Source organism: Mesorhizobium sp. M0077 (assembly GCF_040322955.1).
Classification (GTDB): Bacteria; Pseudomonadota; Alphaproteobacteria; order Rhizobiales; family Rhizobiaceae; genus Mesorhizobium.
On sequence record NZ_JAMYUL010000009.1, the window covers coordinates 1 to 19,841 of the forward strand.

Here is a 19,841-nt window from a genome sequence, read left to right on the forward strand (position 1 = left end):
TCCTGCATCACCGCACGGAGCACTTCGTGCAATCCATCCGGGTTCGAAAGCAAAATGTCTTTGACGGCAGCGCTGGCGGTCTTAACTTCAGTCTTGGTCATGGCGGCGTTCCTTCGCGGGAAATCAGTGACGTGAACAATCACCAGCCTGCCATGACCGCCCCCTCTCAGCGAATTTGCAGAACTCTCAGCACACTACCAAACTCGGCTTTTGGATCGACGGTCTTCATCCGCCGGGGGTTTGTTGACCTGCAGGGGTTTTCTGGCGTTCTCGTGCGATGCGCCTGGCCCGCCCTGCCGGATCGTGTTCGGGTGTTTCTTCGATGTGGACATGATCACCGATCCTGCTGACGGCCCTGATGAGTGGTGTTGACCTTGGTGTTGGCTTGCTGCCCTTGGCGCTCCGGATCCGGCGCTCCGTGAGTGCCGTGCTGGGCATCATCGTGGCTAACCTGTCGCCCTTCTCCTCGACCCTTCTGGCTCTGGTTCTCAGGCGGCACGGGCGGCATTTTGCTCGACATCTGCATCTCCTTGGGTTGGTCTCGTGACTCCAAACCGTGATCGTGGGGGGAAGTTCCGTCTGCTTCGTCAGCACCTGTGATTTCGGTGCCGACGGAATCTGACTCCCAACGCGGATTTCAACGAACGGCAGCGGCCCGCCCGCGTCGCCCCGCCAGTGGTGCGGGCCTGCAATATAAATCCTAAGCCTGGGCTGCTATCGCAGTTTATTGCGAGCTTCCGGCGACTTGCGTAGCGGCCACAGTGGCTTTCAGGAGAGCAGCGTGTTGTATCCGGTCGATTTGGAGCGACCGAAATACAGTGCTTGACCACGTTGCTGACATGATCGGTGACGAGCGCGGTGTCGCGCCTGGATCGCGGCAGCAGCCTCTGGTCCGATCTGCCCGCAGCTGGTGGCAGCTAAAACGACGTCAAAAGACCTAAGTCTCTTTGATCGCCCTCGCTGCTCGCACGAGCGATGACCAGTCAGCTCCCATGGCTGCGACAAGGTCTCGAGCATCTTCGTCTGATATTCCGGTACGGTCTACGAGCTTCCGTGCCAGCAATTCGAATGCCAATTCTATGATCGTCATAGCTCAGCCCTTACGAGAGTACCCGTGACGATAGCTTGCAAATGGGTCTTCCGCATTTGCACATGTTAAGCGACCATCACGAATGTCTCATGTGCCGCAGAATGTCTGCAGGACGCGCTCATCCGGGCGTGGCGGCTCAGCAAAGCGTTCCATTCCCGGCTGCTCATCGAAGGGACGGCTGACGACCGCCAGAATCTCCTCGAACGGTCTGAAGTCGCCGCCCAACGCCGCCTGGATCATCGCCTCGATGCGATGATTGCGGGGGATGAATTTGGGATTGACCGATTGCATGGCAGAACGGCGCGTGGCCGTGTCGCCCTCGCTTGCGATGCGCTGGCGCCACCGCGCCGACCAGGCATCGAATGCACCTGGATCCTTAAACAACTGCCGCGCCGTGCCTTGGCCGTCCGCAGCGTCGAGGTCATCGCCCAGGCGCCGGAAGCCGAGCGTAAAATCCGCTTCGCTGCGAGCCAGCACATCCAGAAAGTCGGCAGCGAGCTGCAAGTCGCCTTCCGCTTCGGTCAGCAGTCCGAGTTTTCTGCGGAAGCCGCGCTGCAACACAGCCTCATAGGAGGCCTGGAACGACCTCAGCACCTCTTCCGCTTCAGACACTGCTTCATTCTCGTCCGTGCTCATGAGCGGCAGCAGGGTCTCGGCAAAGCGCGCAAGGTTCCATGTGGCGACACGAGGCTGGTTGGCATAGGCATAGCGGCCGGCGCGGTCTATCGAACTGAACACCGCACTGGGGTCATAGGCGTCCACAAAGGCGCATGGGCCATAGTCGATCGTCTCGCCCGAGATCGACATATTGTCGGTGTTCATGACGCCATGGATGAAGCCGACCAGCATCCAGCGCGCCACCAGGTCCGCCTGTGCGGCGACAACGGCCTCCAGCAAAGCCCGGTACGGCCGTGCTTCCCCCGCCAGCTGTGGGAAGTGACGCTGAATGGCATAGTCGGCCAATATCTTGAGCGCCTCGGTGTCGTGGCGCGCGGCGAAATATTGGAACGTGCCGATCCTGATATGGCTTGCCGCCACCCGTGTCAGGACGGCGCCGGGCAGCCGGACCTCGCGATAGACCGGGTCGCCGGTGAGCACCGCCGCAAGGCTTCGCGTCGTCGGAATGCCGAGCGCCGCCATCGCTTCGCTGACGGCATATTCGCGCAGGACAGGGCCGAGGGCGGCGCGGCCGTCGCCGTTGCGCGAGAACCGCGTGGGTCCCGATCCCTTCAGCTGGATGTCACGGCGAATGCCGTTGACGTCCACCACTTCGCCAAGCAGCAGGGCGCGCCCGTCGCCGAGTTGAGGCACGAAGCTTCCGAACTGGTGGCCCGCATAGGCCAGGGCGATTGCCTGCAAGCCTTCCGGAAATTTGTTGCCGGCAAGCATCGCCACTCCATCCGGGCTGGTAAGCAGGTCGGCATCGAGCCCGAGTTCCTCGGCGAGGGGCCGGTTGAACCGGATCAGCCGCGGTTCGGATACCGGCTTCGGATGTGTTTGCGCGAAGAAGCGCTCCGGCAGTTGCGCATAGCTGTTGCTCAGGGCGGGAAGCCCCATCTGAATGACCGGGGTTTGTTCAGCAGTCGCAGGTGACGTCATGACGAGCTCTCTGAAGAGGAGGGGTTCAACAGATCCCGTTTCGAGGAGCCTGTGTTCATTTGTTCATATAGGGACGCAACGTCGTTGGTGCCATCCGGATCCATCAGGCCGGCACCGGATACAAGCTGGGAACCACCCGCCTCAACTATCGAGGTTCGGGCTGCCGTGGGACGACGGGCCGTGGCGGAATCCAGAGCTGACCCCCGCATCGCCACTGTCTCCGAACTGAGCACCCGGCAATCTAGTCAGTGCGGGCGTGCAATGCGGGGGCGGCGTCTGCCTTGGTTGGCAGCGGCTCTCTCGGGGCCGTTCCCGGCGACGATGTTGAACCCGGTTCGACTCGCTCCTCGGCGATGAGCCGGGCGCCACGCTCATAGGTCAGGTAGCGCCAGAGCCACTGGATCGAGACCTGAACGCGGTGCTGAAAACCGACGAGCAGGTAGACATGGATGAGCGCCCAGGCAGACCAGGCGAACCAGCCTTTCAGTTTCAGCCTGCCCGATTCGAACACGGCAGCGTGGCGGCCGACAATGGCCGTGTTGCCTCGATTGCTGAAGCCAAAAGCGGGCAGCGTGTCGCCAGCATCTATCCGGCGTGCCAGTGCCTTCCCGAGGTGCTCGCCCTGCTGCTTGGCGACCTGGGCAAGACCCGGCAATGGCTGGCCGTTCCCATCGAGGACCAGTGCGACGTCGCCAAGCGCGAAGACATCGGGGTGGCCGACGACCTGCAGGTCGGATTCGACCTTCACCCGACCGCCGCGGTCGAGCCCGACACCAAGCTGGGCGACCAGCGGAGAAGCCGCCACCCCAGCGGCCCAGAGCGTCAAGGCCACCGGGATCACCTGGCCGCCGACGGTGATCTGATGCGCTTCGATCGCCTCGACCCGGTTGCCGAGCGCGACCTCGACGCCCAGGCTTTCAAGGCGCAGACGTGCATATCTGGAAAGCTCCGGGGCGAATCCGGCGAGCAGACGCTCGCCGGCTTCTACCAGTATGATCCTTGTCTTCTCGGGCCGGATGTTGCGGAAGTCGCGCGCCAGTGTGTGCCGGCTGAGTTCGGCGATCGAGCCCGCCAGTTCGACACCGGTCGGGCCGCCGCCGATAATGGCGATCGTCATCAGCCGGGATTGCTCGACTGGATCGGTGGTCCGTTCCGCGTGCTCGAACGATAGCAGCAGCCGTGACCGGATCGTGCGCGCGTCCTCGATGGTCTTCAAGCCGGGACAAACCCGAGCCCAGCTCTCCTGGCCGAAATAGAATGGCTGCGAACCGGTGGCCAAGACCAGGATGTCGTAGGGGACCGTGGTCCCATCGGCCAGCACCAGTATCCTGGCTTCGGTGACGATCTCGGTGACATCGCCGAAGAGAACCTGAACCGAGGGATAGCGGCCCAGGATCTTGCGGATTGGCTCGGCGATGTCAGGCGCCGACAAGGCGGCGGTTGCAACCTGATAGAGCAAGGGCTGGAACAGGTGGTGATTGTGGCGGTCGATGATCGTCACCCCGATTTCCGCCTTGCCGAGCGCCTTGGCAACCTCCAGACCGGCAAAGCCTCCGCCGACCACGACGATGCGCGGTGTCAGGCTCCGGCCGTGGCTGCTCTCGGTGGCGAATTGCATGCTTGATACTCCCCTATCCCTGTCCGGAAGTCATAGCCTGGCAGGAGTGCCTCGCTGCTGGCTGGAGCTACTGCTCACTCCGGCGGCATCGGTCCAGGCAAGGCATCCGGCAATGACAGGCGTCGTGCTGACCACAAGGGCGCCGCGCGCGTGAAGGGCTACCAACCCGCGCCATGAGACGTGGTCGACCGCCCAGATGGTGCCGCTGGCGTCGACCCATTTGAGATGGGCTTCGGCGACTTCAACGGCCCGCATCATCGCCGCCGGTTCCATCCCGGCCCGAAAGACGATGATGGAATTGGCGGCACCGTTGAAGAACGGGCCGGCGCCGGCTGCCAATCCCGCGAGCAGGACGATGCTGGTCAGCGCTGCCGAAGCACCGCGTGCCGGTCCGCCGCGGTTGGGCAGCACCAGCACCAACACAAGCGGCACGATGCCGAAGATGACCAGCCACGCGATATCCCAGGCGAGCGGCAAGTCGCTGTTCATCTTGATCCGGTGCAGACCCAGCAGCCAGTGAAACACGACAGCATCGACGACATGCCAGACGCCGAACCCTGCGAAGGCGAGCCGCAGGATCTCCGTGGTGGTCCCGGGCCGCGCGCCGGCCGCCCTCGCGGCCACCAGCAGCACCGTGCCGGCGACGGCGAGCACATACATGAAAAGATGGAAGAGGCCGTCGGCCATGATCTGGAAGCGCAGGTCGGAACCCACCGGATCGGCGACGCCCGAGAGAAGATGATGCCATTGCAGGATCTGATGCAGGACGATGCCGTCGAAGAAACCGCCGAGCGCGAAGCCGAGCAGCAGCCAGCCGGCTCGCGTCCTCGGGTCGAGTGTCGCGGTGATCGCGTCCATGTCAGGACCACCGGCTCCAGGCCGGGGCGTTCAGTTGCCTGGGCACCGACATGTCCGGCGGCGTGGGGTCATGGAGACCATGACGCGCCTCGAGCCAGAAGGCGGATATCAGCCCACCAACCACCGTCGTCAGAACCAGGGTCGCAGCAACTATCGCCAGCATGGACGTCGATCCTCAGCCGCGCAGGGTCGGCCGCGCGGAACCTAACCGCGGCTTCCGTGGAATGTTCCTACCGCCGATTCGGTGGAGGGAACAATCAAGTTCCAGCACGGTTCGATGCTGGCGACGGACGGCTCAAGCGGAGAAGGTCATGAACGAATATACGGCGGCAGATCCGGACGGTCTCGACAGCCACCAGCCGACCGGCATCACCCGATGGCTGTTTTCGACCAACCACAAGGACATCGGCACACTCTATCTGGTCTTCGCTTTCATCGCGGGGGTGATCGGCATGCTCTTGTCGGTGAGCATGCGAATCGAGCTGCAGCAACCCGGGATCCAGTTTTTCCCCGGACTGGCGTCGATGATCTACGGTTACCAGGGCGACGCGGCGATCGACGCCGGCAAGCAGCTTTACAACGTCTTCACCACGGCCCACGCGCTGATCATGATCTTCTACACTGTGATGCCCGCCCTGATCGGCGGCTTCGCCAACTGGATGGTTCCGATCATGATCGGCGCCCCCGACATGGCCTTCCCGCGCATGAACAACATCTCGTTCTGGCTGCTGCCGCCGGCATTGATGTTGCTTTTATTGTCGATCTTCATGCCCAGCGTCCCCGGCGGCTATGGCCCTGGGACCGGCTGGTTCCTGTACCCGCCGCTGTCGACCTCCGGCCATCCCGGTCCCGCCGTGGATCTGGTCATCCTGTCTCTGCACATTGCGGGCGCCTCCTCGATCCTGGGAGCCATCAACTTCATCACCACCATCTTCAACATGCGCGCGCCGGGGATGACCCTGCACAAGATGCCCCTGTTTGTGTGGTCGATCCTCATCACCGCCTTCCTGCTGCTGCTGGCTCTGCCGGTGCTGGCCGGCGCCATCACCATGCTCCTGACCGATCGCAATTTCGGAACCACGTTCTTCGCGCCGGACGGCGGAGGCGACCCGCTGCTGTACCAGCATCTCTTCTGGTTCTTCGGCCACCCGGAAGTCTACATCATGATCCTGCCGGCGTTCGGCATCGTCAGCCAGGTGATCTCGACCTTCTCGCGAAAGCCGATCTTCGGGTATCTGGGGATGGTGTACGCAATCGTGGCGATCGGGGTGATCGGCTTCGTCGTCTGGGCCCACCATATGTACACCAGCGGGATAGGCCTCGACACGCAGCGCTACTTCACCTTCGCCACGATGGTGATCGCAGTGCCGACCGGGATAAAAGTGTTCTCCTGGATTGCAACCATGTGGGGCGGTTCGGTCAGCCTGCGGACGCCGATGCTCTGGGCCCTCGGCTTCATATTCCTGTTCACCGTAGGCGGGGTGACGGGCGTTCAACTCGCAAATGCCGGCCTCGACCGTGAACTGCACGACACATACTTCGTCGTCGCGCATTTCCACTACATACTTTCACTGGGAGCGATCTTCGGCATCTTCGCGGGCTGGTATTACTGGTTTCCGAAAATGACGGGATATCTCTACAATCCGCTTCTGGCTGGGGTCCATTTCTGGACGACCTTCGTCGGCGTGAACCTCGTCTTCTTCCCCCATCACTTCCTTGGATTGGCGGGCATGCCGCGTCGCTATGTCGACTATCCCGACGCATTCGCCGGCTGGAACATGGTGTCCTCGTATGGATCGTACCTGTCGGCCGCGAGTGTCGTGATTTTCCTCTTCGGCATCTTGGAAGCTTTCTACCGGCAAAGAGCCGCCGGCATGAACCCATGGGGGCCAGGAGCTACCACATTGGAGTGGGAGCTGACCTCTCCACCCCCTTTCCATCAATGGGACAGGCTGCCGCAAATCAGATGAGGCCGGGTTGTCGAACTCCTTTGCGCAAGCCAGCCCGGTTCGCCGCTGAGGCGAACTTCAGCCTGCTGGTGGCAGACGTTGGCTGCAGCTGAGAACCGGATCGCTATCTGAAGCTGATTAACAGCACAGCGAACAAGCTTGCGAGCGCGACTGCCCAGCAGAATAACCAATTGGCGATCAGAAGAAGCGATTTGAGCACGGTGGCATGGCAGTAATCTTCGATGATCGATTGCATTCCAAGCCGCATGTGAACGCAGCTTACGAGAATGAAGCCAATAAGGGCTGGCGCGACATAGATCGATCCTACGACGCTGAGGACGGCGTCTCGAGGCTCACCGACCAGCATTATAACGACCGCGACGATGTAAATGACAAGGATCAACAGGGCAGCAGATGTCAGCCGCTCCAGCATGAACGTTTCGGTTCCGTGTTTCGCCGATCCAAGGCCCCGCACTCGAGCTAGCGGAGTTCTGATTGAGGGTCTGTCAGCCATGGCGTTTCCCCAAAACTACTTGGTTGCCTTGCGCGCAACTCAAGCTGTTGCTGTTTCGATGCCCGGGCCGTCGGTGCCGACGGATAGTGGGCAAGCACGGTCTCCAGTCGAGCAAGGCGGGCTTTGTGGGCGTTCAGTTCGTATCCTGAACGCCATCCAATTTGCCTGGGTCTGCCATCTCTGCATAGCTCGCTTTCAAGCAGCGAGATACGAAGGCGGACCGCGTCGATCTCCTTGACGAGCGCGGCCTTCACCGATTTTCGACTCTGCATGGCTGTAGTTCCGGTGCAAGGATGGTTCCAAACCTGACGCGTCTGGAAATGTTCCCGGGTGCCGAAGGCGTGCTGAAGATTAATGCCTCAGTGCTGGACCCGCACAATGGGTCGCCATGAGCTAAAGCCGGGCACTAGCTCAACGGGCGCGATGTGCCCGGCGAATGCTTGTGAAAACGAGCGAATGCCTGGCCCGCCTCGTCCCGAGAGATAAGTAGCCCTCAGAACAGCGACCGCACGTGGCCGAGATGACCAGAGGGTGTTCTTGGGCCAACATATGTTAACGGCCACTTTTGTTTCTCTCTCCTGCAAAAATATTTGGGCTGAAAGAGCCGGGAACTAACCGATCCTCCGGATGTTGCGGAGTTAGTCAGGAGAAACGGACTATGTCGGACAAAGAAATTCATCGGGGCGCCTCGCGTTTTCGCCCTATCCGCGTCGTGGACGCCCGCGTGTTTCGCGGGCCGCACCTCTATAGTATGACGCCAATGGTCCAGATTCGGATCGACCTCGGAGCCCTTGAGGCGTTCCCGACAGACAAACTGCCCGGGTTTTCCGAACAAATCGTCCGACTGTTGCCCGGCCTTGCGGGCCATGGCTGCAGCTATGGCGCCGCCGGCGGCTTCGTCCGCCGCATGCAGGAAGGAACCTGGCTCGGCCACGTCGTCGAGCATGTCGCCCTGGAACTGCAGAGCATGCTCGGTCACCGGGTGACACGAGGAAAGACACGGTCGGTCAAAGGCAGTCCCGGCACTTATAACGTCATGTTCGCCTACAAGGATGAGCTTGTCGGGCTGCTCGCCGGACGCGTCGCGCTCGAACTGGTGGACAGCCTGCTGCCGGCCAATCTGCATGGTGTCGAGGGGCTCGGCGACATTGCGGAAACGCAGGGGCCATTCGAGTTCGCAGCCAGGCTGCAGCAGCTCAAGCGTCTGGCCGCCGAGCGTGCCTTGGGGCCTACGACTGCTTCCTTGGTGCGCGAGGCCGAGAGGCGGGGCATACCCGCCGCGCGGATCGACGACAGCAGCCTCGTGCTGTTTGGTCACGGAAAGCATCAGAAGCGGATCCGCGCCAGTTGCAGCGACCTCACTTCCGAGATTGCGACCGAGATCGCCTCGGACAAGGACCTGACCAAATTCCTGCTGCAACAGGCCGGCCTGCCGGTGCCACGCGGGGAGCTGGTGCGATCGGCGCAGGACGCAGTCGCGGCGGCAGCACGGCTGGGCTACCCCGTGGTCACCAAACCACTCGATGGCAATCATGGAAGCGGCGTCAACATCGGTCTGGCAACGGAAGACGAGGTCCGCTGGGGCTTCGAACAGGCGCGAGAACACAGCCGTAGCGTTATCGTCGAGCAGCATTTCGTCGGCTCGGACCACAGGATCCTGGTGATCGGCGGAAAGGTGGTGGCGCTCGCCGAGAGGGTTCCGGCCCATGTGGTCGGCGATGGCCGGAGTTCTGTCGCCGAGCTCGTCGAGGAGACGAACCGCGACCCACGAAGGGGAGAGGGCCATTCCTCGGTATTGACCCGCATCGAGATCGACGAATGTGTCGAGCATTTCCTGTCAAAATCGCAGCTCACCCTGGCGAGCGTTCCAGCGCCGGGTCAAATGGTGCTCTTGCGGCCCACCGCCAATCTCTCCACCGGTGGGACCGCGATCGACCGAACGGAAGAAATCCATCCCGAAAACGCGCTGATCGCCAGGCGGGCGGCACAGATCGTCGGCCTCGACATTGCCGGGATCGACTTCGTCTGTCCCGACATCTCACGGCCGGTGAGCGAAACCGGCGGCGGCATCATAGAGGTGAATGCCGGTCCTGGCTTTCGCATGCATCTCGAACCCTCGTCGGGGCGCGCCCGCAACGTCGCACGGCCCGTGCTCGATCTTCTCTTCAAAGGCGGCAAGGACGGCCGGATTCCGATCTTCGCGATCACGGGAACCAACGGCAAGTCGACCACTGCCCGGATGCTGGCGCACATCCTGCAGGCGAATGGGGCAACCGTCGGGCTCACCTCCACCACCGGCGTCTACTTGAACGGCGAGCGGATCATGACAGGGGACTGCTCCGGTCCGCAGAGCGCCAGGATCGTGCTGCGCGAGCCGGGTGTCGATGTCGCGGTGCTGGAATGTGCGCGCGGCGGCATCCTGCGCGAAGGGCTTGCCTTCGATGCATGCGATGTTGGCGCGGTTCTGAACGTCCACGGCGATCATCTCGGGCTGAGGGGCATCGACACGATCGAGGACCTGGCGGAGGTGAAATCGGTCGTGGTCGAGTCCGTCCGCCGCGGGGGATGGAGCATTCTCAATGCCGACGACGTCCATACGTCCGCAATGTCGCGAGATGCCGGCGGCAGGATCTGCTACTTCTCGCTGGCGAGCAGGAGCGAGTGGCCCGATTTCTTGCGCAGCCACCTGGCGGAAGGCGGCCGCGCCGTGACGCGGGAGCCCAGCAGCGACGGCTGGGACATTTTCATCCACGAGGATGGGGAATCGATGTTCCTGATGAGCGTCGACGAAATTCCCGCGACCTTCGAGGGTTCTGCCGAATTCAACGTTGCCAACAGCCTGGCAGCCGTCGCCATGGCGCATTGCCACGACGTTCCGGCGGCAACGATCCGGGCGGCGCTGGCCGAGTTTGGCACCTCGTTCGAGCAATCTCCCGGTCGCCTCAACGTCTTCGACGGGCATGGTTTCCGCACCATCGTCGACTATGCGCATAATCCGGAGGGGCTGAAGGCGCTCGGAAAGCTCGTTTCCCACATGAGGCGCGGCTATCAGCGCACGATCGGCCTGGTCGCCATACCGGGCGACCGCCGCGATTGCGACATCCGCGAGATGGGCGCGATCGCTTCGCGGATATTCGACGTCATCGTCTTCAAGGAGGATGAGCAGGAGCTGCGCGGCCGAGCCCCCGGAGCGATCGCCGGCTTGCTGCGGGAAGGTGCCTTGAACGCCGGCTGCGCCCCAGGCCGCATACACGCCGTCTGTCCCGAGAAGGAGGCCGTCGACGTGTGTCTCCGGCTTGCTCGGGAGAACGACCTTGTCGTGCTCACCGTCGACGACGTTGAAGTCGTGTGGCGGCAGGTAACCGGCTTCGGAGGCGCGACGCCTTCGAGGGGAGGGCCCGATCAGACCCATATTCGCCATCTGAGGGCTGGCTGATGTGGTCGCTGATCCTGCACGGCGGCGCCAAGGAGATCGATCCGCAAGAGGAGGAGGCGCATCGCAACGGATGCATCGAGGCACTCGAGGCAGGTCGGGCCGTCCTGGCCGGCGGCGGAACGGCGGTCGATGCCGTGGAAGCGGCCGGTCGCATCCTCGAGGCGGACCCGACGTTCAATGCGGGATATGGAAGTGCCCTCAATTCGGACGGCGAGGTCGAGATGTGCGCTGGCCTGATGGAGGGCAGGGACTTCAATGTAGGTGCCGTCGCAGTGATCAAGGGCGTGCGCCATCCAATCAGTGTCGCGAAGGCCATGCTGCATGAGGAGCCGATCCTGCTGGCGTCGGAGGGGGCCCGGCGTTTCGCCGCCGACAAGCAGCTGGAGCTTTGCGATCCGGCGGATTTGATCACGCCGCAGCAGCGCGACGCCTCCAGCAAGTCGGAGGCGAAGGATACGATCGGTGTGGTTGCCCTGGATCAGTACGGGGACATCGCCGTCGGCACTTCGACCGGCGGACTGGACGGCAGTGCTCCGGGTCGTGTGGGGGATTCTCCGCAACCCGGTTGCGGCTACTATGCCGACAACCAATTGGGAGCCGTCGCCTTCTCGGGAGACGGTGAGCATATTGCGCGAAAGGCTCTCGCGGCCCGTGTCATGCAGGCACTCTCGGCGCGGCAGGCATTGTCCTCGGGGCAGGCTGAAGGCGGCCTGGAGCAGGTGCTGTATCCCGCGCTCAAGGAAGTCGAGGCGATCGGCGGCGAAGCCGGAGCCATCGTGCTTACCGCGACCGGCGTGTCTGGATGGGCGCATAACAGCAGGGAGTTCGCAGTCGCATTCATGACCAGCGAGGACAACCACCCACACGTTTTCCTGCGCAAGAAAGACGTGGACAAATGACCGACAAGAAGAAAAAACGATCCTCGAACGGTAAAGCCGGAACGCTCGTCATCATCGGCGGCCACGAGGACCATGATGGCGATCGTGTCATCTTGAAGGAGGTGGCGAGCCTGGTTCCGAACGGCCGCCTGGTGCTTGCCACCATCGCGTCTCATGAGCCGGATGGCTATCTCGAGAAGTATCAGAGGTCCTTCGGTGAGCTGGGCATCAAGGATGTCATCGAGCTCTACGTCAACGACCGCCTCGAGGCAGCTCATGAAAAGAAAATAAGTGCGCTCGCAGACGTGAGTGCGGTGTTCTTCTCCGGGGGCGACCAGCTCCGGATCACCAGCCAGATCGGCGACACGCCCATCGACGAGCGGGTGCACGAAATCTATGAAGCCGGAGGCGTCATTGCCGGCACCTCCGCGGGCGCGTCGGTCATGAGCGACACAATGATGGTGAAGGGGCCGAACGCAGCGTCCTTTCGGATCGGCCACATTCGCATGGCGCCGGGACTGGGCCTGCTGCCGAACGTCATTATCGACCAGCACTTTGCGGAACGTGGCCGCATTGGGCGGCTCATCGGGGCGGTGTCGCAGAACCCGCGCGTCCTCGGCATCGGCATTGATGAAGACACCGCGATCGTGGTGAAGGGCGAGATGTTCAAGGTCATTGGCAGCGGCGCTGTCTATCTGGTCGACGCAGCCGGCGTGACCCATTCCAACATCGCGGAAGGTGAGCCTGATGCCGCCCTTTCGATTCATGATCTGAGGGTTCACGTGCTGAGCTCAGGCGATGCGTTCGATCTCGCGCTGCGACGGCCGGTGGGGCTTCCGTAAGACTTCGCCGCACTCAAGCTGATGGTGTGGCGCGGTCCGCGTACCGCGAAAACCGTATATGAGGCAGTTCTCCTATTTGAAGTCGCCCAACCAGGATTGTCGCGTTGTTGCGGGCCCGGCAGGATTACGGACGGCCTCTCTCGGCTCGAATCCCGCAAAGCTGAAGACCTTCGCTCACCCGGCGTTCTGCCGAGCTAGCCCCGGCGGCGACTGGCCTGAATGGCAGCAAAGGTTACCGGACGAAACCCATGCGTCGACGCCGACATCATGCTGGCGCGTCATCGGCTTCAGACGACCGTGCGAATGACCGTGCAGGTTTACCGACCTCTTGCCGATCTGGTTCCAGGTGCGAAAAGGATAGTGGCAGAGAACCAGCAAGCTGCCCTCGACAAGAAGCTCCATGTAGTGGTGCACGCTCGCCCAGGCCGGGTCGCCAATGGTGGCGGCGCCATCATTGTTGCCAATTATCAGGTGCTTGGACCCGTTAAGAGACGACAGCAGTGAAGACACGGTCTCGGCTGGACCCTTGGCGAAATCGCCGAGGTGCCAGACCTCGTCGTTCGGGCCAACCGTTTCGTTCCAAAACGCAACCAGCGCCTGGTCATGATCGACCAACGAGGCGAAGGGACGCCGGTCGAGGCGCAGAATGCGCGGATCGTTGAAATGCGTATCGGAAGTGAAGAAGATCATGCGCCGCGGCCGGCTGCGACGCGCGACCGGCGATCGCGTCTAACTGCCGGAGCGCTCTTCGGCTTCATCATCGATCCCGATCGGGGCTTCCCTAAGCATCTTGAGTGCCTCTTCCTTCGTAAGGCCGCACTTGCGCGCGAAGTAGAGCGCCTCGATCGTCTTTTCGCGATCCGCCGTGGATTTTGCGTGCTGTTTGGGCTTTTTGCCCATCGTTCTCTGCCACCTTCCGAGGCCACCAAACCATCACAGTGCCTCGTTGTTCCCGTGCATCGGCTGACCTGCCGGACTGCGCGAATGCCGATGTCGCCGGCATCCCGCGAGCCCCGGACAGCGCGTATATCAGCCGGCTCGCGACAACGGCGGAGCGACTCCAACCCCGACAGCGTGAATTCAAACGAAAGCCCGCGCCGTGGGAGGGGCCGGCGCGGGCGATCGGGCTACCGATCTTGCAGCGCGGGGGTCGACCGCTGCATGGCTCGAACTGTGCAAGCGAGCATTTGTTCCGGGCCGCATGCAAAGCATCGGCGTTTCATTGCAATTCTGGGGGACACAACCAGCATTTCGCTTCAGTCCGCCGCCGATGTGGGAGGATGAATACCGCCTTGCGCTAATTCGTCCGCCCTGGACACGAAACCAACCGCGCATTGAGCGCGTAGCTTCGGCGATTTAAAAACACCTGCACTGGAATGTTTCCGGGCGCATGGAACATCTCCGGCCGCTGATGTTTAGGCCGGAATGACGATGATCTCTGTTCTTACAATGATTTACTCTCTCGCCATCTTTATCGGCGCGAAGCGGCGCAACCTCTTGGTGAATGCGAAACTCGATAGAGTTTTGCGCAATATGGCTGGCGCAGAACTGAATCAACGTGGCCAGTAAACCGCAACACCGCCGGTTCCAGTTCACAGCCAGTGTCCTCGCGGCCGCTACCTCGGTTCGGGTGGCAAGCGGCTCGGCAGGACTGCAAGGGCCGCCCCCTCTGGGCTGGCTGGTGCGTGGTCGATCCGATTTCGTCGATGAGGGCGGAGCACGATGCTCCCGCAGTGCGCCGTGCTGGCTCGAATTGCGGGGCCGCGTCCACGATCCGCTCACGGGGCACGCACCTTTAGGTCCGGCCCACGCGAGTGGCTTCGGAGGACCTATCCATGAACGATGATGATCCTATAAATTCGCTCGCCAATGCAATTCGTCATCGCAGCGCAATTTTGTTTGTGGGGGCGGGGGTATCGATCAGCGTCGGACTTCCGTCTTGGGAGAAGCTCATCGAGCGAATGGCAAAGGAGCTCGGCGTCGACGATGAATTTTCCACGCGACGCGATCGTTTTCAGACCTTGGCCGAATACTATCGGATCAAGCATGGCAGCATCGGACCACTTCGCAGTTGGATGGACAGAAACTGGTCTGTCGCCAAGGAACGGATCGAGAAATCGGAATTGCACCGTCTCATCGTGACGCTCGATTTTCCCGTCATCTATACGACGAACTATGACCGGAACCTGGAACTCGCTTTTGAAATCCACGGTCGAGAGTACGTGAAAGTGGCCAACGCACGGCACGTTGCGCAGGCCCGTCGAGGCATAACGCACATCGTGAAATTTCACGGCGACTTTGACGAGGACTCTTCCCTTGTCCTCACCGAAACCGACTATCTTGACCGCCTGTCCTTCAATTCTCCCCTTGATGTCCGCTTTCGCTCCGACGCTCTCGGCAGCACGATCCTGTTCATTGGCTATAGCCTCTCCGATCCAAACATCCGGCTGCTGTTGCACCGGCTTTGGCAAACCTGGCACCGGTCTGGATATGAGAAAGATCGTCCCCCTTCGTTCATCTTCATGCCCAGCCGCAACCCTGTGGAGGAGGCCGTGCTTGGGCGCTGGGGTATTTCGGTGCTCGTTGGCGCAGGTGATGATCCTGAAGCCGGTCTGACGGATTTCCTCAGGCGTTTGGTGGAAGCGGTCGCGGTGACCTGAGGCGCGCTCCCCAGTGGACCGTGGTTGGGTTTTCGCAGGTGCGCGGTGACCGACGAACCGGGCGGTGGCCGACAGGCGCCAGATCGGCGACTGTTGGAGCCACGACTTCCACAATCAATCCCGCAGCGATCATCTTGGCGTGAAGTCGATCTCCGGCGTCAATTGCCGGCAATATGCACAAACCAAGTCAATCGTCGTTTGCACATCATCCAAGCAAACAACTTCGGACGGGGTATGCATGTAACGCAAAGGCACGGAGAGCACCCCACTTGCGACGCCGCCGCGGTTCTGCTGCATGACACGCGCGTCGGTAGGGCTTGAGCTGCCCACCGCCTGAAACTGATAAGGCAGGCCCTCTTTCTCGGCCACCGACTTCAGCAGATTGAACACCACCGGGTTGGTGTTCGCGCCTTGAGTGATTGCCGGCCCTTTCCCAAGGTCCAGTTTGCCCTGATCCTCGGCGCGAGCGCGCGGATAGTCCATCGCCACGCCCATATCGATTGCGAGGCCGGTTCGAGGCGCGATATTGAACGCCGAGGTCATCGCGCCTCGGGAACCGATTTCCTCTTGAACCGTACCCAGGATATAGAGCCCCACGCCGGGGTGAACGCCTCCCTCCTCAGAGAGGCAGCGCAGCACCTCGGCGCCGATGAGGAGGCCGACCTTGTTGTCGAACGCTCGTCCGACAGCAAGGTTGCCCTGGAGCGCTGCAAACTCGCCATGGATAGTCACCGCGCTGCCGACCTCTACGACCTTCAACGCTTCCTCTCGCGAACTCGCGCCGATATCGATCCACAGTTCCATCAGCGAGGGTGTTTGAGACGTGTCAGAGGCTTTGAAGGTCTGGATTGCTTTGCGACCCACGACCCCCAGGATCGGCTCTTTGCCGTGCACCCAGACACGCTGGCCGATTTCAGTGGCAACGTCCGTTCCACCTATGGTGCTGAAGAACAGAAAACCGTCATCGTCGATGTAGTGGACGATGAAGCCGACCTCATCCATGTGCCCGGCATACATGAAGCGCATAGACGCCTCAGGATTGATGATCGCTGTGACATTGCCCATGACGTCCGTCGTCAACCTGTGGGCATACGGACGAACATACTCGCGGAAAAGCTCCGCTACAGGTTGCTCAAAGCCGCTCGGCGACGGGGTCGCCACAATTTTCTTCAAGAACTTGAGTGATTCATCGCGCATGAAGCTGACTTTCACAGTTCATGGGTGGAGGGCCATTCGAGCATGGTCATACTCGTCGGGCTTCGCGCCAATTTTGGCCTTCTTCGGTGCGATCGCCCGCGAATTGGTCAGCCCAAGGCAGGTTGTGGAGCCAGGCTTCGCGCCGGGGGGTCCAAAGCTCGTATGCCGGGAGAAGGTCGTTTGGCGCATCATCGAGAGTGCCGATCATGATCTCGGCTTCGTCGTCGCGGAGGTTCACCACGCGCGACCCGCATGCCGGACAAAAACCTCTGCCGTTGAATGCAACAAGCTCGCCCTTGCACTGGTAAGCCGACCGCGGCCACACGGCAAAGGCACTGTAGGTGCTGCCGCTGGTTCTCTTGCAATCCTGGCAATGACACAAGCCAACGCGCAACGGCGCGCCGGTGACAACATACCTCACAGACCCGCAAAGACAGCCGCCGGTCCGCTCTATCTTTTCAACCTTGCCGTTCATGGTCGCCGGAGCCATGAGTGAGGGAAGCGTGTTGGACTCGGCTCTGCCGTTTGCATCCGAGGCGTCAAGTTAATCGGCAATGTCTTCAACAAGGCCCAACTCCAAAGCTCTGGCTGCCATCAGGTAGCAGTTGGTCAAGGCATGGTCGCGCAGCTCTTCCAGCGATGTTCGAGAACCTTGGACGAGATCGGCGAACCCTTCATTCTCGAGTCGCTCTGCCGTTTCCAACAGCGCAAGTTGTTCGCGAACGATCTGAAGACAGCTTCGAATTGGTCCATTCAGAACCAAGTCTTTCTCAAGCCTTCTTTCATGAATCAGCAGGACTGCTTGCGGGCAAAGGAACCTGCAGGCTTTCGGGAAAGCGGCAAGGACCGTTACCCCGGCAGAGTAAACCGTATTCTTGCCAATGATGTAGCCGTTGCGGCCCGAGTGTTTCAGAAAAAGCTTGAACTCTAGAGCTAGACGTCGCGCGCCGTCGGCGTCGCCTCCGGGCGTGTCGATTTCAACGTAGAGATCGTCTTCCCCGGAACGCACGGCTTTCAAATCGTCCAAGGCTTTGGTGACGACAGTGTCATCAATCAAGCCGTGTATACGCAAGTTTGGATCGAACAAAAGCCGGTGAAGGTCTGGAGCGGGCGGCGGGGAGACGGTGTGTTCGGCTGACTGGGGCAACAGATCCATATAGACATCCTCACTATGGGGGCCGAACTTAGTTGGTACCCTTTTGTTCCCTTGAGGGAGTTCGAGCGGCGGTGATCACGACCGCGTCTCTCTGCGGCTGTTGAGCTCCCTCTTGCATTGCAGATCGTTTTCGCACCAGGCCCGGTAGAGGCACCTCAGCCGCTGGGTTGGCTCCATGGGCATATCGGGCATTTGCCGGAGCTGACGCAGTCGCTTTGCTGACTTCTGCCACGTCCGGGACCAGTCCTGTGGACGGTTGAACTCGACGGCCTCAATGGTTCCCGGCTGCTGCCTTCCGGACCCCCGCGGTCGGGCTGTTTTTCCTGGCCGTGCCATTTTTCCGGGGGGCTGAAACAAACAGCTTTGTTGGCAGTTCTAGCGTCCGGAGCACCGGCTCCGCGCGGCGCGGCCGAGCGGCCGGGGCTGTCCGGCAGGAGGTCCAGCAATGTCTCACGATATGCAAAGACGATTTGCAACGCGCTTGATCGCGGTTGCGCTGATGCTCTCGGCCAGTGGCGTGGCGCCTGTCCTGGCCCAGGATACCCCGACCGACTTCACGGCGATCATTCAGCAGAAATTGCCGGCCGTGGTCGCGATCACGACCCGGGAGGTTGTCCAGGAACAGACGACGGCGGGCGACTTTACAAGTCCGTTCGACGGCCAGGGCCTCGGACCCGTTCAGCCACAGGTGAGGGAGGCGCTTGGCTCCGGATTTGTGATCAGTCCCGACGGCTACATCGTCACCAACAACCATGTCGTTGCCGATGCGACAGAGATCCATGTCGTATTTTCCGACAAGGAAACGGCGCCGGCGCAATTGGTCGGCCGTGACCCCGCCACCGATATAGCGGTGCTGAAGGTCGACCCGCGGCCCAACATGACCACGACCAAATGGGGTGACTCGGATGCAATGCAGCCGGGCGCATGGACAATCGCGATCGGCAGTCCCTTCGGACTCGGAGGGACAGTCACTGTCGGCGTTCTGTCGGCCCGCTCGCGAGACATTCAAGCCGGGCCGTACGACGATTTTCTCCAGACGGACGCGTCGATCAATCGAGGCAACTCGGGCGGTCCGCTGTTCAACGCACGTGGCGAGGTGATCGGCGTCAACACCGCCATTGTCTCGCCGTCGGGCGGCAGCATCGGGATCGGATTTGCGGTGCCATCGCGCACCGCCCAGAGCATCGCCGACCAGTTGATTAGAACCGGCCGGATCGAGCGTGGCTTCATCGGGGTCCGCCTGCAGGACATCACGCCGTCGCTGGCTGAGGCCCTCGGGATGAAGGATGACAAGGGCGCGCTGGTTGCTTCGGTCGAGCCCGGCAGCCCGGCGGAGAAAGCCGGCTTGAAGCCGGGTGACGTGATCACCCGGTTCAACGGCAAGGGCATTGAGGGTGTCCATGACCTCACGCTTGCGACGGCTAGCCAGAAGCCTGGCAGCAAGGCCACTCTGACACGGAGTAACGGCGGCAAGGACCAGGAGATCGCGCTTGTCATCGGTGAGCGCAAGGATGCGGAGGTGAAGACCGGCGCTGTTCCCGACAAGAGGTCGGCGGCCGAAGGCCTCGGCCTATCGCTCAGCCAGATTCCGGATCAGGCGCGTCAGCAGCTCGGCATCAAATCAGGAACGACCGGCGTCTTCGTCGTGGAAGTGGTTCCCGATGGCCTTGCCGCCCGGAGCGGATTGCAGCCGGGCGATGTCATCATATCGGCCAACAATCGCCGCGTGACGGAGCCTTCGGACATCGTCGAGGAGTGGGCGAACTCTCGCCGGCAGAGCAAGCCCATCCTGTTTCGGCTGGAAAGGCAGGGGCAGTCCGTGTTCGTGGCGGTCGCCGGGAAATGACCGTCTCCAGGACGACCATGTGACTGCACCACGATCCGCTTGCGGATCCCGCTCCAAGGGTGTCGGACCCCAGGTGCACCGGGGAAGCATCGCCGCAGAAAGTCTGCGGGATGCGCTCATTGGGCCGGGTGCGCAACGCGCACTGATTCTGCAGCGCCAGAGCTCTTTTGAGCTCATCGTGCTCGAAGGCGCTCGCCA

The 19,841-nt window shown here is 61.7% G+C and carries 15 protein-coding genes and 1 pseudogene; 6 read left to right on the plus strand and 10 right to left on the minus strand.

All coding sequences use genetic code 11. The features are described from left to right. Positions 1-334: 334 nt before the first annotated feature. The 4 genes from NKJ57_RS18080 to NKJ57_RS18095 form a co-directional block, all read right to left on the minus strand. Positions 335-520 (minus strand): hypothetical protein, encoded by a 186-nt coding sequence (locus NKJ57_RS18080; protein WP_023688550.1) that lies wholly within the window; start codon positions 518-520, stop codon positions 335-337. A gap of 657 nt (positions 521-1,177) precedes the next feature. Next, a complete protein-coding gene (locus NKJ57_RS18085; RefSeq protein ID WP_352512122.1) occupies positions 1,178-2,647 on the minus strand; it encodes a protein adenylyltransferase SelO in 1,470 nt (489 codons plus the stop codon). Positions 2,648-2,930: 283 nt separating this feature from the next. Then, positions 2,931-4,307: an NAD(P)/FAD-dependent oxidoreductase gene (locus NKJ57_RS18090; RefSeq protein WP_352512111.1), complete on the minus strand. Its 1,377-nt coding sequence runs from the start codon at positions 4,305-4,307 to the stop codon at positions 2,931-2,933. A 30-nt stretch (positions 4,308-4,337) separates the two neighbouring features. Continuing rightward, a complete protein-coding gene (locus NKJ57_RS18095) occupies positions 4,338-5,165 on the minus strand; it encodes a DUF2243 domain-containing protein (RefSeq protein ID WP_352512110.1) in 828 nt (275 codons plus the stop codon). A 311-nt stretch (positions 5,166-5,476) separates the two neighbouring features. Between NKJ57_RS18095 and ctaD the strand changes: the two genes are divergently transcribed. Then, the gene (ctaD, locus tag NKJ57_RS18100) at positions 5,477-7,135 is read left to right on the plus strand and encodes a cytochrome c oxidase subunit I (RefSeq protein ID WP_023693467.1); all 1,659 of its coding nucleotides are present in this window, start codon (positions 5,477-5,479) and stop codon (positions 7,133-7,135) included. Positions 7,136-7,238: 103 nt separating this feature from the next. Here the strand turns inward: ctaD and sdhD are convergent, their stop codons facing one another. Further along, complete coding sequence (gene sdhD, locus NKJ57_RS18105; RefSeq protein WP_027050929.1) at positions 7,239-7,628, minus strand: succinate dehydrogenase, hydrophobic membrane anchor protein; 390 nt, start codon at positions 7,626-7,628, stop codon at positions 7,239-7,241. Between the two features lie 565 nt (positions 7,629-8,193). On the opposite strand from sdhD, the gene cphA reads away from it, so the two are divergent. From cphA to NKJ57_RS18120, 3 genes are read left to right on the plus strand one after another with little or no spacing between them, the layout of a single operon-like run. After that, a complete protein-coding gene (gene cphA, locus NKJ57_RS18110; protein ID WP_352512108.1) occupies positions 8,194-11,064 on the plus strand; it encodes a cyanophycin synthetase in 2,871 nt (956 codons plus the stop codon). Beyond that, positions 11,064-11,963, plus strand: coding sequence for an isoaspartyl peptidase/L-asparaginase family protein (locus NKJ57_RS18115; RefSeq protein ID WP_023825538.1), 900 nt, complete (start codon positions 11,064-11,066; stop codon positions 11,961-11,963). The genes cphA and NKJ57_RS18115 overlap by 1 nt, the downstream gene beginning before the upstream one ends. After that, positions 11,960-12,784, plus strand: a complete 825-nt coding sequence (locus NKJ57_RS18120; RefSeq protein WP_023710470.1) for a cyanophycinase — start codon at positions 11,960-11,962, stop codon at positions 12,782-12,784. Before NKJ57_RS18115 ends, NKJ57_RS18120 begins: the two co-directional genes overlap by 4 nt. Positions 12,785-12,978: 194 nt before the next feature. Here the strand turns inward: NKJ57_RS18120 and NKJ57_RS18125 are convergent. Next, a pseudogene (locus NKJ57_RS18125) lies at positions 12,979-13,474 on the minus strand (metallophosphoesterase). Positions 13,475-13,513: 39 nt separating this feature from the next. After that, on the minus strand, positions 13,514-13,684 hold the full coding sequence (locus NKJ57_RS18130; protein WP_352512106.1) for a hypothetical protein: 171 nt from the start codon (positions 13,682-13,684) through the stop codon (positions 13,514-13,516). A 935-nt stretch (positions 13,685-14,619) separates the two neighbouring features. Between NKJ57_RS18130 and NKJ57_RS18135 the strand changes: the two genes are divergently transcribed. Then, positions 14,620-15,444, plus strand: coding sequence for an SIR2 family NAD-dependent protein deacylase (locus NKJ57_RS18135; protein ID WP_023682459.1), 825 nt, complete (start codon positions 14,620-14,622; stop codon positions 15,442-15,444). A 129-nt stretch (positions 15,445-15,573) separates the two neighbouring features. Here NKJ57_RS18135 and NKJ57_RS18140 read toward each other — a convergent pair whose 3' ends face one another. The 3 genes from NKJ57_RS18140 to NKJ57_RS18150 all read right to left on the minus strand — a co-directional run bounded on the left by NKJ57_RS18140 (position 15,574) and on the right by NKJ57_RS18150 (position 17,797). Further along, complete coding sequence (locus tag NKJ57_RS18140; protein ID WP_023682460.1) at positions 15,574-16,641, minus strand: M42 family metallopeptidase; 1,068 nt, start codon at positions 16,639-16,641, stop codon at positions 15,574-15,576. A 46-nt stretch (positions 16,642-16,687) separates the two neighbouring features. Further along, positions 16,688-17,116 (minus strand): GFA family protein, encoded by a 429-nt coding sequence (locus NKJ57_RS18145; protein ID WP_050485925.1) that lies wholly within the window; start codon positions 17,114-17,116, stop codon positions 16,688-16,690. A 69-nt stretch (positions 17,117-17,185) separates the two neighbouring features. Next, entirely contained in the window at positions 17,186-17,797 is a 612-nt protein-coding gene (locus NKJ57_RS18150; protein ID WP_023682462.1) for an ATP-dependent Clp protease proteolytic subunit, read from the minus strand. A gap of 445 nt (positions 17,798-18,242) precedes the next feature. On the opposite strand from NKJ57_RS18150, the gene NKJ57_RS18155 reads away from it, so the two are divergent. Next, a complete protein-coding gene (locus NKJ57_RS18155) occupies positions 18,243-19,643 on the plus strand; it encodes a Do family serine endopeptidase (protein WP_023693471.1) in 1,401 nt (466 codons plus the stop codon). Positions 19,644-19,841: the final 198 nt, after the last annotated feature.